Below are 14,717 nucleotides of genomic sequence, written 5' to 3'. Positions count from 1 at the left end.
ACAACCGATCCCGGAGGATCAGAAGTCCATGTCACCGCCCGGCATGCCGCCGCCGGCCGGCGCGGACGCCTTCTCCGGCTTGTCGGCGATGACGGCCTCGGTGGTGAGGAACAGCGCGGCGATCGACGCGGCGTTCTGCAGCGCGGAGCGCGTGACCTTCGCCGGGTCGATGATGCCCTCGGCGATGAGGTCGACGTACTCGTTGGTCGCGGCGTTCAGGCCGTGGCCGACGGGCAGGTTGCGGACCTTCTCCGCCACGACGCCGCCCTCGAGGCCGGCGTTGACCGCGATCTGCTTCAGCGGGGCCTCGAGGGCCAGCTTCACGATGTTCGCGCCGGTGGCCTCGTCACCCGTGAGGTCGGCCTCGAGCTTCTCGAAGACGTTCGACGCCTGGAGCAGGGCGACGCCACCGCCGGCGACGATGCCCTCCTCGACGGCCGCCTTCGCGTTGCGAACGGCGTCCTCGATGCGGTGCTTGCGCTCCTTGAGCTCGACCTCGGTCGCGGCACCGGCCTTGATGACCGCCACGCCGCCGGCGAGCTTCGCCAGGCGCTCCTGGAGCTTCTCGCGGTCGTAGTCCGAGTCGGAGTTCTCGATCTCGGCGCGGATCTGGTTCACGCGACCGGCGACCTGCTCGCTGTCACCGGCACCGTCGACGATGGTGGTCTCGTCCTTGGTGATGACGACCTTGCGGGCTCGGCCCAGCAGGTCGAGGCCCGCGTTCTCCAGCTTGAGGCCGACCTCCTCGGAGATGACCGTGCCGCCGGTGAGGATGGCGATGTCGTTCAGCATGGCCTTGCGACGGTCGCCGAAGCCCGGGGCCTTGACCGCGACGGACTTGAAGGTGCCGCGGATCTTGTTGACGACCAGGGTCGACAGGGCCTCGCCCTCGACGTCCTCGGCGATGATCAGCAGCGGCTTGCCCGACTGCATGACCTTCTCCAGGAGCGGGAGCAGGTCCTTCACCGAGGAGATCTTGGAGTTGACGATCAGGAGGTAGGGGTCGTCGAGCGACGCCTCCATGCGCTCCATGTCGGTGGCGAAGTACGCCGAGATGTAGCCCTTGTCGAAGCGCATGCCCTCGGTGAGCTCCAGCTCCAGACCGAAGGTCTGGGACTCCTCGACGGTGATGACGCCTTCCTTGCCGACCTTGTCCATCGCCTCGGCGATGAGCTCGCCGATCTGGGTGTCGGCGGCGGAGATGGAGGCCGTCGAAGCGATCTGCTCCTTGGTCTCGACATCCTTCGCCTGCTCGAGCAGGGCGCCCGAGACGGCCTCGACGGCCTTCTCGATACCGCGCTTGAGGGCCATCGGGTTGGCACCGGCGGCCACGTTGCGCAGACCCTCGCGGACGAGCGCCTGGGCGAGGACGGTGGCGGTGGTCGTACCGTCGCCGGCGACGTCGTCCGTCTTCTTGGCGACTTCCTTGACCAGCTCGGCGCCGATCTTCTCGTACGGGTCCTCGAGCTCGATCTCCTTGGCGATGGAGACACCATCGTTGGTGATCGTGGGGGCGCCCCACTTCTTCTCGAGGACGACGTTGCGGCCCTTGGGGCCGAGGGTGACCTTGACGGCGTCAGCGAGCTGGTTCATGCCGCGCTCGAGACCGCGCCGGGCCTCCTCGTCGAACGCGATGATCTTGGCCATGTGAAGTGGTCCTCCCGGACATGGGGTGGATAACGCTCCAGGACCGCGCCGACGCCCGCGACGGACGGCCTGCGTGCCCGATGGTTCCTTGCCCCACCTGGCCGCGGGCCTCATCTGCCCGATCCTCGTAAGCACTCTCACCTTCCGAGTGCTAACGCCAATGATTAGCACTCGGCATAGGAGAGTGCAAGCCGTTCCGAAGGAACGTCCTTGAGGGGCGGCGGTCGGGTGACGGGAGGGTGCAAGCGACTCTCGACGATCGGGATGTGGCGGGAGGGGCGTGCGGGGGCGCGCGTGAGGGCGGGGGAACGCGCGAGGGGTCCGCATCCCCTCAGGGATGCGGACCCCTCGACGGCGTTGCGTCGGTGGCCGATCGCGCCGCGCTCAGACGGCGAGCTTGACCATGTCCGCCTGCGGACCCTTCTGGCCCTGCGAGATCTCGAACTCGACTCGCTGTCCCTCTTCGAGGCTGCGGTAGCCATCCATCTGGATCGCGCTGTAGTGGACGAAAACATCCGCACCACCGTCGACCGCGATGAAGCCGTAGCCCTTCTCCGCGTTGAACCACTTGACGGTGCCCTGAGCCATGCCTAACTCCCCTATTACTGGCCCTTGCGCGGGACCCGCACCTCGCGGAACCCGGGTCAGACCCTGCGCCGGAACGCGTCGACCGCCGCTGAATGTATCTGCCCAACTGCCCTCTGCAACAGGTCATTCGAGCGAGAATTCTGGGCGCGACGGAAAGGGGAATTGGGGAGAATCCCCTGGATGCCGGGGCAAGTCGGGCCCGGCAAAAGGCGCAGAACGTACACAACGCACAGGCACTTTGGCTGCTTCTTGTCGCGCGGGGACGCCTTTTCATATGCGTCCGGCATGAGCAGCGGAGGGGACTTCCCCAACTCTACCCCGCTCAACCATGCAGAATTGCCCCTTCCGCTTATTGTCGCGGAAGGGGCAATTCAAGAAAGACGGGGCACGGAACGGCTCAGCAGCCGCCGGCCACCGCGGGGATGATCGAGACGCCGGCGCCGGCCGGGGTGGCCGTCTCCAGACCCTGCTCGAAGCGCACGTCGTCGTCGTTCACGTAGACGTTGACGAAGCGGCGCAGCTTGCCCTGGTCGTCCAGGACGCGGGCGGCGATGCCCGTGTGGTTCTTCTCCAGGTCGGCGATGACCTCGGCGAGGGTCGCACCCTCGGCCTGCACCTCGGACCGACCGCCGGTGTAGGTGCGGAGGATGGTGGGGATGCGGACGTTCACGGCCATGTCTTCGTAACCTTTCAGAGGGCCAGGCCGGCGTCGCGGAACGCGTCCAGGCTCGGGCGGATGGTGACGGTCGCCTGAGAGGTGTCGGCCACCGCGTCCAGGGTCTTGAGGCCGTCGCCGGTGTTGAGGACGACGGTGGTGAGCTCCGGGTCGATCAGACCGGCCTCGACGAGCTTCCTGGTGACGCCGACGGTCACGCCGCCGGCGGTCTCGGCGAAGATGCCCTCGGTCTGCGCCAGCAGCTTGATGGCGTCCACGACCTGCTCGTCGTTCACGTCCTCCACGGCGCCGCCGGTGCGGCGGGCGATGTCGAGGACGTACGGGCCGTCGGCCGGGTTGCCGATCGCGAGCGACTTGGCGATCGTGTTCGGCTTCTGCGGGCGGACGACGTCGTGGCCGGCCTTGAAGGCCGCCGAGACCGGGGAGCAGCCCTCGGCCTGGGCGCCGAAGATCTTGTACGGCTTGTCCTCGACCAGGCCCAGCTTGATCAGCTCCTGCAGACCCTTGTCGATCTTGGTGAGCTGGGAGCCGGAGGCGATCGGGATGACGAGCTGGTCGGGGATGACCCAGCCGAGCTGCTCGCAGATCTCGAAGGCCAGCGTCTTGGAGCCCTCGCCGTAGTACGGGCGGAGGTTGACGTTCACGAAGCCCCAGCCCTCGCCGAGCGGGTCGCCGATGAGCTCCGAGCAGAAGCGGTTGACGTCGTCGTAGTTGCCCTCGATGGCGACCAGGTCACCGCCGTAGACACCGGCCATGACGACCTTGCCCTGCTCCAGGTCGTGCGGGATGAAGACGCAGGAGCGGAAGCCGGCGCGGGCGGCGGCGGCGCCGACGGCGCCGGCCAGGTTGCCGGTGGAGGAGCAGGAGAGGGTGGTGAAGCCGAAGGCGCGGGCCGCTTCGAGGGCCTGCGCGACGACCCGGTCCTTGAAGGAGTGGGTCGGGTTGCCGGAGTCGTCCTTGACGAAGAGCTTGCCGGAGGCGACACCGATCTCGCGGGCGAGGTTGTCGGCCTGGACGAGCTTGGTCCAGCCCGGGTTCAGGTTCGGCTTCTCGGCGACGTCGGCCGGGACGGGCAGCAGGGGGGCGTAGCGCCAGATGTTGGCGGGGCCGGCCTCGATCTGCTTGCGCAGCGCCTCGGGGTCACCGGTCGGAAGGTCGTACGCGACTTCGAGAGGTCCGAAACAGAGCGCACAGGCGAAGATCGGACCGAGCGGGAAGAGCTCTCCGCATTCGCGACACGAAAGCCCGGAAGCGGGACCGAGGTCGACGGTGGTGGCGGGAGCGTCAGTCTGTACAGCCATGGAGGCGAGGCCCTTTCTCCTCATCTTTCCCATGACGAATTTTTCGCCATGAGACGGATTTGGCACCTTCCCTAGCCGGGGACCTCGCTGGAGGACGAGTAACCGACTGGAGGGTTGCCGGGGCTTCAACGGGCCGTTTCCCTCTGCCCCTCTGGATGAGCGGTATTCGATTGTGAAGCGCGGTGGACTTTCGTTCCCACGCTCCGACGCGGTCGGCACCCCGACGTGCATCGGGGATCCGCGTTGTTCAAGACTGTAACCGAAGGCCCGGATGCTTGGACCGGCCGTCCGTAACGCGAGATGGAGATCACGTGCTGGAAGAGGTGGAGCGCTGGCTGGACCGGCGGTCCTGGTCAGTGGCCGACCGGCCGCTGGAGCGGATCCTCGCCGCCAAGCGTTCGACGACCGTCAGCGTGGTGCTGCCCGCGCTGAACGAGGAGGCGACGGTCGGGGACATCGTCGCCGTCATCCGCCGCGAGCTGATGTCGGAGGCGGTGCCGCTCGTCGACGAGCTGGTGGTGATCGACTCGGGCTCCACGGACCGCACGGCGGAGGTGGCGGCGGCGGCCGGGGCGCGGGTGGTCGCCCGCGACGCGATACTCCCCCGGATGCCGGCCGTGCCCGGCAAGGGCGAGGTCCTGTGGCGTTCGCTGATGGCGACCCGCGGGGACGTGGTGTGCTTCGTCGACGCCGACCTGCGGGAGTTCTCCGCGGACTTCGTGACGGGGATCGTGGGCCCGCTGCTCACCGAGCCGGACGTCGACTTCGTGAAGGCGATGTACGACCGGCCGTTCGGCGACGCCCCCGAAGGGGCGGCGTCCGGCGCCGCCCCGGCCCAGGGCGGCCGGGTGACGGAGCTGGTCGCCCGCCCGCTGCTCAACCTGCACTGGCCGCAGCTGGCCGGCTTCGTGCAGCCGCTCGGCGGCGAGTACGCGGCCCGGCGCTCGCTGCTCGAACGGCTGCCGTTCCCGGTGGGGTACGGGGTGGAGCTGGGGCTGCTGGTCGACGCGCTGCACACGGTGGGCCTGGACGCGCTCGCCCAGGTGGACGTGGGGGTGCGCAGGCACCGGCACCAGGACGGGCAGGCGTTGGGCCGGATGGCGGCGGCGATCTACCGGACCGCGCAGCTGCGGTTGTCGCGGGGCCATCTGGTGCGGCCCCGGCTGACCCAGTTCGAGCGGGGGGAGAAGGGCTTCGAGCCGCGGACGTACGCGGTGGACACCGAGGAGCGGCCCCCGATGGCCGAGATCGCGGAGTACGCGCGCCGCCGCGTGGCGTAACGCCCCATGATGATCCTGTTTGCATACATTTCCCCTTCATGGGCTGCAGACACCATCACCCGGGCACCGTGCCGGCGATCGTCGCCCGCACGGCCGCCGTCGTCCTCACGGCGGGCTCGCTCGCGTTCGCGGCGGCCGGTCCGGCCGCCGCGGACGGGGCCGAGCCCCTCGGCGGGCGGTACGGCGCCGCGCCGCACGGCTCCGTCCACGCGGACCCCGGCACGGTCTCCGGCGCGCGCCGGGAGACCGGCCCCACCGAAGCCGTCCCGGCCGGCCGCGCGGCGCCCCTCGCCCACGCGGCGCGGATCGGGCACCCGGCCCCCGGACCGCCCCGCGGCGGCCCCTCGGCCGCGGCGGGCGAGGAGCGCCTCTGGCTGCTCGGCGCCCTCACCGTCGCCCTCGCGGCGACCGCGCTGGTCGCGAGGGCGGCGATGCGCGGCCGCCGCGACTGACCCGCGTCCGACCCTCGACGGGCCGCCACGCGACCGGCGACACGGCAGGTCGCGCGCCCGGCCACGCCGCTGACCTGCGGCGACGCAGCGTGGCCGGATCCACCCGTCTCGTATACGTACGTTTGAGCGTTTACCGGACGGGCTAGGTTCGCCACATGGCTACTGTGCTCGTGGCATCCAACCGGGGCCCGGTCTCGTACGTACGCGGCGAGGACGGCTCACTCGACGCCCGAAGGGGCGGCGGCGGCCTGGTCTCGGGCCTGAGCGCCGTCTCCTCGGACACGCCGCAGGAGAGCCTGTGGGTCTGCGCCGCCCTCGGCGAGGGCGACCGGGAGGCCGTCCGGCGCGGTGTCGGCGAGCCCGGCGTCCGCATGCTGGAGATCCCCCCGGACGTCTACGACGACGCGTACAACGGCATCGCGAACTCCGTGCTGTGGTTCCTCCACCACCACCTCTACGACATCCCGCGCGCCCCCGTCTTCGACGCCGACTTCCGCCGCCGCTGGGCCTCCTACCGCGCCTACAACCGCGCCTTCGCCGAGGCCCTGGCCGCCGAGGCCGCCGAGGGGGCCGCGGTCCTCGTCCAGGACTACCACCTCGCCCTCGTCCCCGGACAGCTCCGCGCCCTCCGCCCCGACCTGCGCATCTCCCACTTCACCCACACCCCCTGGGCCTCCCCCGACTACCTCCGCATGCTCCCGGACGACATCCGCGCGGAGCTGATGTCGGGCATGCTCGGCGCCGACGAGCTGGGCTTCCACACCACCGTCTGGGCCTCCGCGTTCCGGAGCTGCGCGGACGGCGGGACCGCGGGGACCCGGGTCTCCGTGCACCCCCTCGGCGTCGACGCCGACGAGCTCCGGGCCCTCGCCCACCGGCCCGAGGTCGACGAGAAGCTCGCCCGGCTGCGCGCGGAGGTCGGCGACCGGCGGACCATCGTCCGCGTCGACCGCACCGAGCTGTCGAAGAACATCCTGCGCGGCCTCCTCGCCTACCGCGAGCTGCTCACGGTCCACCCCGAGTGGCGCGAGCGGGTCGTCCACCTCGCCTCGGCCTACCCCTCGCGCCAGGACCTCGACGTCTACCGCGACTACACCGCCTCGGTGGCCGAACTGGCCGAGCGGATCAACACCGAGTTCGGCACCCCCGGCTGGCAGCCCGTCCTGGTCTCCGTCCAGGACGACTTCGCCCGCTCCCTGGCCGCCTACCGCCTCGCCGACGTCGCCCTGGTGAACCCCGTCCGCGACGGCATGAACCTCGTCGCCAAGGAGATACCGGTCGTCTCCGAGGCCGGCTGCGCCCTCGTCCTGTCCACCGGCGCCGGCGCCTACGAGGAGCTGAAGGACGACGCCCTCACGGTGAACCCCTTCGACGTCTCCGCGACCGCCGAGGCCCTCCACACGGCCCTCTCGATGCCCGACGCCGACCGCGCCGACCGCACCAAGCGCCTCGCCGCCACGGCCACCGCCCTGCCCCCGCAGCGCTGGTTCCTGGACCAGCTGGAGGCCCTCAGCCGGTAGGCCGTGCCCCGGCCCGTTCGCGGCCCCACGCGGCGAGGGGCTCCAGGGCGTCGTTGAGCCGCAGGCCGGCCGGGGTGAGGGCGTACTCGACGCGGGGCGGGACCTCGTCGTACGAGACGCGGTCCACGACCCCGTCCGCCTCCAGCTCGCGCAGATGCGAGGCGAGGACCTTCTCGGTGATGCCCGGGACGAGCCGGCGCAGCTCGCCGAAGCGCCGGCGCGGCCGCTCGTGCAGGGCCCACAGGATGAGGACCTTCCACTTGCCGCCGATCACCTCCATCGCGGCGTCGATCCCGCAGACGTGACCGTCCTCGGCACCGGGCCGGTTCAGCATCGCCATCTCCCCCACCCCTCTGGCCTGTCCGCTCACCTCAGGGTAACCACCCACTCCGAAGTGGGTACTTGAGCGGGCCGGAGCGTCGGCGCAGCCTGGTGGGCATGACAGCGAACCCCCCGGGGAAGTCCCCCGTCACCCTCCTCGGCCTCGGCGCGATGGGCACCGCCCTGGCCCGCGCCTGGCTCGCCGCCGGCCACCCCCTGACCGTCTGGAACCGCACCCCGGGCCGGGCCGCCCCGCTCGCCGCCGAGGGGGCGGTGGCGGCCGCCACCGCCGCCGGGGCCGTCGCCGCGGGCGGCGGCCCCGTGGTCCTCTGCCTCCTCGACGACGCCTCCGTCGGCACGGCCGTCGACGGCGTCGACCTGACCGGCAGGGACCTCGTCAACCTCACGACCACGACCCCCGCCCAGGCCCGGGCCCGCGCCGCCTGGGCCGCGGAGCGCGGCGCCCGCTACCTGGACGGCGGCATCATGGCCGTACCGCCGATGGTGGGGGTCCCGCAGGCCGGGGGGTACGTGTTCCACAGCGGCTCGCGGGAGCTGTTCGAGGAACACCGGGAGACGCTGGCCGTGCCGTTGGGCACGGTGTACGTCGGCGAGGACGCCGGTTTCGCGGCCCTCCACGACGTGGCCCTGCTGAGCGCGATGTACGGGATGTTCGCGGGCGTCGCGCACGCCTTCGCGCTGATCCGCCGGGAGGACGTCGACCCCGTCGCGTTCGCTCCGCTGCTCGGGGAGTGGATCCGCGCGATGGCCGGGCCGGCCGCCGCGGAGACCGGGCGGCGCCTGGCGAGCGGCGACCACACCACGGACGTCGCCTCCCGCCTCGCGATGCAGGTGGCGGGCACGCCCACGTTCCTGGACACGGCCGCGGGGCAGGGCGTCAGCCCGGAGCTGCTCCGCCCGTACTTCGCGCTGATGCGCCGTCGCCTCGACACGGGCGGCGGCGAGGAGGGCCTGACCGGCCTGGTGGACCTCCTGCTCGGGTGAACGGCGGGTCCGGACGGGGGGCGGCGGGTCCCGTGCGGTCCCGCCGCCGGTCCGGGTCCTCAGTCCCCCCGTGCCGCCTCGGCCAGCGCCGCCAGCAACGCGACCACGCCCGACGGGCCGTCGACCGAGAGGTCGGCGCGGCCGGACAGCTCCGGGACCTCGGTGGAGCCGCTGCAGACGAGCAGGCCGGGGGTGCCGTCGGCGCGGAGCTTCTCGACCGCGGCGAAGGCGGGCAGGTCGCCGAGGTCGTCCCCGGCGTAGAGCACCGACCCGGCGCCCACCTCGCGGACGTACGCGGCGAGGGCCACGCCCTTGTCCATGCCGGGGGGCCGCAGCTCCAGGACCATGCGGCCCGGCTCCACGACGAGGCCGTGGTGGGTGGCGAGCTCGCCGAGGGGGCCCTTGAGCGCCTCGAAGGCGCCCTCCGGGTCGAGCGCGCGCCGGGTGTGCACCGCGACGGCCCGGCCCTTCTCCTCGATCCAGACCCCGGGCCAGGCCCCGGCCCGGTCGAGGAAGCCGGGGAGTTCGGCGCGGACGGACGCCACGCCCGGGTGCGGGGCGGCGGCCTGGACGGTGCCGGTGACGGCGTCCCAGCGTTCGGCGCCGTAGTGCCCGAGGACGACGAGGTGCTCCAGTCCCGGGACGCCGGCGAAGCCGCCGTAGCGGACGGCGACCCCGGCGGGCCGGCCCGTCACGACGGCGACGGAGGCGACCTCGGGCGCGAGGGCCGAGAGGGCGGCCACCGCGCCGGGGTGCGCGCGGGCCTGTTCGGGGTCGGCGACGATCTCGGCGAGGGTGCCGTCGAAGTCGAGGGCGACGACGGCCTTCTCGGGCCGCGCGAGGAGCGCGGCCAGACCGTCGCGGCCGGCGGACGTGGTCGGGTGCGGGAGGCTGCTGACCATGCTCCCGACCCTACCGACGTACGGCGGCCGCGTCAGCGGGGCCGACGGGGCGCGGGTGCGGGGCACCCCTACCGCCGCCGCTGCCTCTCCTCCCGGACGCGGCGGAGCCGGTTGACCGTCACCGGGTCGTGGGCGAGTGCCCGCGGGTCGTCGAGGAGGGCGTTGAGCAGCTGGTAGTAGCGGGTCGGCGAGAGGCCGAGCCGTTCGCGGACGGCCCGCTCCTTGGCACCGGGGCCGGGCCAGGCGCGGCGCTCGACGGCGAGGAGGGCCTCTTCGCGCGCGGCGAGGCCGTCCTCGTCTCGTTCCTCACTCGCGGTCATACGACCAACCTATTACCCGGCGGCCCGCGCGGCTCACGCCGTGGGCCGCCGGACGGTCACTCGGCGGCCTCGGCGGCCGTCGCCACCCGGCCTATCGCAGCGAGGACGGCGGCGGGCTTGGCGTCCGGGGAGACCGCCTTGCCGATGTTCTGCTTGACGTTCTCGCTGACCTTCGCCCAGGAGGTCTTGCCGACCGGCGGCAGCTGGGCGTTGGGCAGACCCTTGAGGAACTCGCGCAGGTTGGCGTACTCGGGGTCGGTCTCCATGCGGGCGGAGGCGCTGACGGTGACCGGCAGCAGGTCGTTGTCCCCGGCGAACTTCAGGACGTTCTCGTCGCTGAAGGCGAAGTTGAGGAAGTCGCCGATCTCCTTGCGGTGGCCGTTCTGCTTGAAGCCCATGATCCAGTCGGCGACGCCCATGGAGCTCTTGGGGGTGCCGTCGATGCCGGGCAGCGGGACCTGGCCGACCTTGACGCCCTTCTTGGCGGCCTCCTTCACGAGGGAGGGGTGGCCGTTGAGCATGCCGACCTCGCCGCGCGCGAAGGCGGCGAAGGCGGCCTTGCGGTTGAGCTTGCCGGGGGCGACGGGGCCGGTGAGTCCCTTGCCGACCAGGTTCGTCCGGAGCCACTCGAAGGTGCGGACGTTGGCGTCGGAGTCGACGGCGTAGTGGTCGGTGGCGTCGGTCCAGCCGCCGCCGCCGCTGAGCAGCCACATCAGCGTCTCGGCCTGGGCCTCCTCAGGGCCCAGGGGCAGCGCGAAGGGGGTGCGGACACCGTTGTCCTTCAGCTTCTCGGCGGCCGCGGCGAGCTCGTCCCAGGTCTTGGGGGCCTTGAGCCCGGCCTCGGCGAAGAGCTCCTCGTTGTAGAAGAGGGGCCGGGTGGAGGCGACGAAGGGCAGGCCGTACTGGGTGCGCTTGGACTCGCCGGCGGCGACCAGCGGCGCGAGGAAGTTGGCCTGGACGGGGATGGAGAGGATCTCGTCGGCCGCGTACAGCTTGTCGGCGGCCGCGTAGTCGGCGTAGGCGCCGATCTGCGCGATGTCGGGGGCCTCGCCGGCGGCGACCATCTCGGCGACCTTGCGGTCGACGTCGTCCCAGGACTCGATCTGGAGCTCGACCGTCACGCCGGGGTGCTTCGCCTCGAAGGCGGCGACGAGGTCGGTCCAGTACTTCTTGGTGGAGTCGCCGCCGGTCAGGTCGTACTCGGCCGCGACCAGCCGGAGCGTCACGTCGCCGGAGTCACCCCCCAGGGAGCCGCACCCGGCGACCGTGGAGGTCAGCCCGAGGGCGGCGGCGGCCGCGGTCAGTCCAAGGAATCGTCGCCGCTCCACGGATTCATCCACCTTTTGCTCGTCGTTGAGCTGCGCTGAGCTGCGTGTTTGCTCGTCGCAGGGCCGCAAGTCTCTCGCGCGTCCAGGGATGAGGTCTACACCACTTGGGTATCACTTCCGCAACGCAGTCCGGACGTCGAATTTGTATCCGTACGCAACAATCCTCGACAGTGGACTAGACCTTTTGGGTCCCCGCGCGCCAAACTGTCCTCCGTGAGACACGTCATCGCCCTCGATGTGGGCGGCACCGGCATGAAGGCCGCCCTGGTCGGGGCAGACGGCACCCTGCTCCACGAGGCCCGCCGCGCCACCGGCCGCAGGCGCGGCCCCGAGGCCGTCGTCGAGACCATCCTCGACTTCGCCGAGGACCTCCGCGCCCTCGGACAGGAGCGGTACGGCCGACCCGCCGCCGCGGCCGGAGTCGCCGTCCCCGGAATCGTCGACGCCGAGAACGGCATCGCCGTCTACGCCGCCAACCTCGGCTGGCGCGACGTTCCCATGCGCGAACTCCTCAGCCGCCGGCTCGACGGCATCCCCGTCGCCCTCGGCCACGACGTGCGCACCGGCGGCCTCGCCGAAGGCCGCATCGGCGCCGGCAACGGCGCCGACCGCTTCCTCTTCGTCCCCCTCGGCACCGGCATCGCCGGCGCCATCGGCATCGGCGACCGCATCGAGGCCGGCGCCCACGGCTACGCCGGCGAGATCGGCCACATCGTCGTCCGCCCCGGCGGCACCGACTGCGGCTGCGGCCAGCGCGGCTGCCTGGAGCGGTACGCCTCCGCCTCCGCCGTCTCCCAGGCGTGGGCCGCCGCCAGCGGCGACCCGGACGCCGACGCCGCCGACTGCGCCAAGGCCGTCGAATCCGGCGACGCCGCCGCCGCACGCGTCTGGCAGGACGCCGTCGACGCCCTCGCCGACGGTCTCGTCACCGCCCTCACCCTGCTGGACCCCCGCACGCTCATCATCGGTGGCGGGCTGGCCGAGGCCGGGGAAACCTTGTTCACACCACTCCGGGCCGCGGTGGAGGAGCGAGTCACGTTCCAGAAGCTGCCCGCCATCGTCCCGGCGGCCCTCGGGGACACCGCCGGATGCCTGGGCGCGGGCCTCCTCGCCTGGGACCTGCTCGCCGACCAGCCCCCCACCGACTCGGAGGTTTCCGCCTGATGGCCGATCACAAGGTTCTCGCCGGCGCACACGTCGTGCTGCCCACCGGGATCGTCGAGAACGGACGCGTGATCGTCGACGGCGGCCGCATCACCGGCTCCGCCCCCGAGGGAGCCCCCCGCGTCGACCTGACCGGCCACTGGCTCGTCCCCGGCTTCGTCGACATGCACAACCACGGCGGCGGCGGCGCCTCCTTCACCTCCGGCACCGTCGACGAGGTCCTCAAGGGCGTCCACACCCACCGCCTGCACGGCACGACCACCGTCGTCGCCTCCTTCGTCACCGGCGAGATGGACTTCCTCGCCCGGCGCGCCGGACTGCTCTCCGAGCTCGCCGAACAGGGCGAGATCGCCGGCCTCCACTTCGAGGGCCCCTTCATCTCCCCCTGCCGCAAGGGTGCCCACGACGAGACGCTGCTGCGCGACCCCGACCCGGCCGAGGTCCGCAAGCTGATCGACGCCGGCCGCGGCCAGGCCCGGATGGTCACCCTCGCCACCGAGCTGCCCGGCGGCCTGGACTCCGTACGCCTCCTCGCCGAGCACGGCGTGATCGCCGCCATCGGCCACACCGACGCCTCCTACGAGCAGACCGTCGCGGCCATCGACGCCGGCGCCACCGTCGCCACCCACCTCTACAACGCGATGCCCGCCCTCGGCCACCGCACCCCCGGCCCGATCGCCGCCCTCCTGGAGGACGAGCGGATCACCGTCGAGCTCATCAACGACGGCACCCACCTCCACCCCGCCGCCCTGGAGCTCGCCTTCCACCGCGCCGGCCCCGAGCGCGTCGCCTTCATCACCGACGCCATGGACGCCGCCGGCTTCGGCGACGGCCGCTACATGCTCGGCCCGCTGGAGGTCGAGGTGAAGGACAGCGTCGCCCGCCTCGTCGAGGGCGGCTCCATCGCCGGATCCACCCTCACCCTCGACCGCGCCTTCAAGCGCGCCGTCACCGTCGACGGCATCCCCGTCGAGTCCGTCGTGCAGGCCATCTCCGCCAACCCCGCCCGCCTCCTCGGCGCCTACGACCGCGTCGGCTCCCTGGAGCCCGGCAAGGACGCCGACATCGTCGTCCTCGACGCCGACTTCGACCTCAAGGGCGTCATGCGCAAGGGCGAGTGGATCGTCGACCCCACGGCGGCCGCAGCGGTCTGATCAGGAGTCATACGCGAGGGCGGTCGGCCGGGGGTCTGGGCCGATCGCCTTTCGTTTGGCATGATCGGTGCCCGTCGGAACACGTGTTCCGCAGGACTTCACACGGAGTACGGAGTACGGGGGTGGACAGGTGATCCTCACAGTCACCCTCAACACGGCGCTGGACCTGACCTATCGGGTCCCCGCCCTCACCCCGCACACCTCCCACCGCGTCACCCAGGTCATCGAACGCCCCGGCGGCAAGGGCCTCAACGTCGCCCGCGTACTCGCCGCCCTCGGCCACGAGACCGTCGCCACCGGCTTCGCGGGCGGCGCCACCGGAGCCGTGCTCCGGACCCGGCTCGCCGCCACCCCCGTGCGGGACGCGCTCGTGGAGACAGCAGGGTGCACCCGCCGCACCGTCGCCGTCGTCGACGCCACGACCGGCGACACCACCCAGCTCAACGAACCCGGCCCGGCCGTCACCGCCGCCGAGTGGACCGCCTTCCGCACCCGCTTCGCCGAACTCCTCGACGGAGCCCGGGCGGTCGCCCTCTGCGGCAGCCTCCCGCCCGGCGTCCACGTGGGGGCCTACGCCGAACTCGTCCGGCTCGCCCGCGCCGCCGCCGTGCCCGTCCTCCTCGACACCAGCGGCGAACCCCTGCGGCGCGGCATCGCCGCCCGCCCCGACCTCGTCAAGCCCAACGCCGACGAACTCGCCCGGCTGACCGGCTCCCGCGAACCCCACCGCGCCACCCGCGACGCCCGCCGCCGGGGCGCCCACGCCGTGATCTCCTCGTTCGGCCCCGAGGGCCTCCTCGCCGCCACCCCCGAGGGCGTCTGGCGCGCCGCCCCGCCCACGGCGGTGCGCGGCAACCCCACCGGCGCCGGCGACTCCGCCGTCGCGGGCCTGCTCTCCGGCCTCGTCGACGGCTCCCCCTGGCCAGAACGCCTCACCCGCGCCGTCGCCCTCTCGGCGGCGACGGTCCTCTCCCCGGTGGCCGGGGAGTACGACGCCGCGGCCTACGAGGAGCTGCTGACGCGGGTGAAGGTGACGGAGGAGGACCTCTGAGGGACCGG

At 72.3% G+C, this 14,717-nt stretch carries 15 protein-coding genes and 1 riboswitch; of the genes, 7 read left to right on the top strand and 8 right to left on the bottom strand.

Features of this window, described 5'->3' with window-relative positions:
* Window positions 1-18: 18 nt before the first annotated feature.
* The 4 genes from groL to thrC form a co-directional block, all read right to left on the bottom strand.
* The gene (gene groL / locus AB0424_RS22220; RefSeq protein WP_366307986.1) at window positions 19-1,647 is read right to left on the bottom strand and encodes a chaperonin GroEL; all 1,629 of its coding nucleotides are present in this window, start codon (window positions 1,645-1,647) and stop codon (window positions 19-21) included.
* Between the two features lie 384 nt (window positions 1,648-2,031).
* A complete protein-coding gene (locus AB0424_RS22215) occupies window positions 2,032-2,235 on the bottom strand; it encodes a cold-shock protein (RefSeq protein WP_015035246.1) in 204 nt (67 codons plus the stop codon).
* Window positions 2,236-2,632: 397 nt separating this feature from the next.
* On the bottom strand, window positions 2,633-2,911 hold the full coding sequence (locus AB0424_RS22210) for a MoaD/ThiS family protein (RefSeq protein ID WP_015035244.1): 279 nt from the start codon (window positions 2,909-2,911) through the stop codon (window positions 2,633-2,635).
* Between the two features lie 14 nt (window positions 2,912-2,925).
* Entirely contained in the window at window positions 2,926-4,212 is a 1,287-nt protein-coding gene (gene thrC, locus AB0424_RS22205; RefSeq protein ID WP_366307983.1) for a threonine synthase, read from the bottom strand.
* 17 nt (window positions 4,213-4,229) lie between these two features.
* A riboswitch (SAM riboswitch) is annotated at window positions 4,230-4,374 on the bottom strand.
* Window positions 4,375-4,523: 149 nt separating this feature from the next.
* Here thrC and AB0424_RS22200 point away from each other — a divergent pair.
* The 3 genes from AB0424_RS22200 to AB0424_RS22190 all read left to right on the top strand — a co-directional run bounded on the left by AB0424_RS22200 (window position 4,524) and on the right by AB0424_RS22190 (window position 7,464).
* Window positions 4,524-5,492, top strand: coding sequence for a glucosyl-3-phosphoglycerate synthase (locus AB0424_RS22200; RefSeq protein WP_366307981.1), 969 nt, complete (start codon window positions 4,524-4,526; stop codon window positions 5,490-5,492).
* Window positions 5,493-5,530: 38 nt separating this feature from the next.
* Window positions 5,531-5,944 carry a hypothetical protein gene (locus AB0424_RS22195; RefSeq protein WP_366307979.1) on the top strand — a complete coding sequence of 138 codons (414 nt, stop codon included), beginning with the start codon at window positions 5,531-5,533 and terminating at the stop codon, window positions 5,942-5,944.
* 155 nt (window positions 5,945-6,099) lie between these two features.
* Window positions 6,100-7,464, top strand: a complete 1,365-nt coding sequence (locus tag AB0424_RS22190) for a trehalose-6-phosphate synthase (protein WP_366307977.1) — start codon at window positions 6,100-6,102, stop codon at window positions 7,462-7,464.
* On the opposite strand, the gene AB0424_RS22185 is transcribed toward AB0424_RS22190, so the two are convergent.
* A complete protein-coding gene (locus AB0424_RS22185; RefSeq protein WP_366307975.1) occupies window positions 7,454-7,804 on the bottom strand; it encodes a helix-turn-helix domain-containing protein in 351 nt (116 codons plus the stop codon). The genes AB0424_RS22190 and AB0424_RS22185 overlap by 11 nt on opposite strands.
* Before the next feature lie 98 nt (window positions 7,805-7,902).
* Here AB0424_RS22185 and AB0424_RS22180 point away from each other — a divergent pair, with 98 nt between their 5' ends.
* Window positions 7,903-8,790 (top strand): NAD(P)-binding domain-containing protein, encoded by an 888-nt coding sequence (locus tag AB0424_RS22180; protein WP_366307973.1) that lies wholly within the window; start codon window positions 7,903-7,905, stop codon window positions 8,788-8,790.
* 59 nt (window positions 8,791-8,849) lie between these two features.
* Here the strand turns inward: AB0424_RS22180 and otsB are convergent, their stop codons facing one another.
* From otsB to AB0424_RS22165, 3 genes are all read right to left on the bottom strand, one after another.
* A complete protein-coding gene (otsB, locus tag AB0424_RS22175; RefSeq protein WP_366307971.1) occupies window positions 8,850-9,692 on the bottom strand; it encodes a trehalose-phosphatase in 843 nt (280 codons plus the stop codon).
* A gap of 68 nt (window positions 9,693-9,760) precedes the next feature.
* Window positions 9,761-10,012 (bottom strand): DUF3263 domain-containing protein, encoded by a 252-nt coding sequence (locus AB0424_RS22170; RefSeq protein ID WP_366307969.1) that lies wholly within the window; start codon window positions 10,010-10,012, stop codon window positions 9,761-9,763.
* A gap of 56 nt (window positions 10,013-10,068) precedes the next feature.
* Window positions 10,069-11,352, bottom strand: coding sequence for an extracellular solute-binding protein (locus AB0424_RS22165; RefSeq protein ID WP_366307967.1), 1,284 nt, complete (start codon window positions 11,350-11,352; stop codon window positions 10,069-10,071).
* Between the two features lie 201 nt (window positions 11,353-11,553).
* Here AB0424_RS22165 and AB0424_RS22160 point away from each other — a divergent pair, with 201 nt between their 5' ends.
* From AB0424_RS22160 to AB0424_RS22150, 3 genes are all read left to right on the top strand, one after another.
* The gene (locus AB0424_RS22160; protein ID WP_366307965.1) at window positions 11,554-12,504 is read left to right on the top strand and encodes an ROK family protein; all 951 of its coding nucleotides are present in this window, start codon (window positions 11,554-11,556) and stop codon (window positions 12,502-12,504) included.
* Window positions 12,504-13,658 carry an N-acetylglucosamine-6-phosphate deacetylase gene (gene nagA, locus AB0424_RS22155; RefSeq protein WP_366307963.1) on the top strand — a complete coding sequence of 385 codons (1,155 nt, stop codon included), beginning with the start codon at window positions 12,504-12,506 and terminating at the stop codon, window positions 13,656-13,658. The genes AB0424_RS22160 and nagA overlap by 1 nt, the downstream gene beginning before the upstream one ends.
* Before the next feature lie 130 nt (window positions 13,659-13,788).
* Window positions 13,789-14,709 (top strand): 1-phosphofructokinase family hexose kinase, encoded by a 921-nt coding sequence (locus AB0424_RS22150; protein ID WP_366307961.1) that lies wholly within the window; start codon window positions 13,789-13,791, stop codon window positions 14,707-14,709.
* Window positions 14,710-14,717: the final 8 nt, after the last annotated feature.

This window comes from Streptomyces sp. NPDC051180 (assembly GCF_040689545.1).
Lineage (GTDB): Bacteria > Actinomycetota > Actinomycetes > Streptomycetales > Streptomycetaceae > Streptomyces.
The sequence above is the reverse complement of the archived record's forward strand: the minus strand, read 5'-3'. Positions and strand labels throughout refer to the sequence as shown.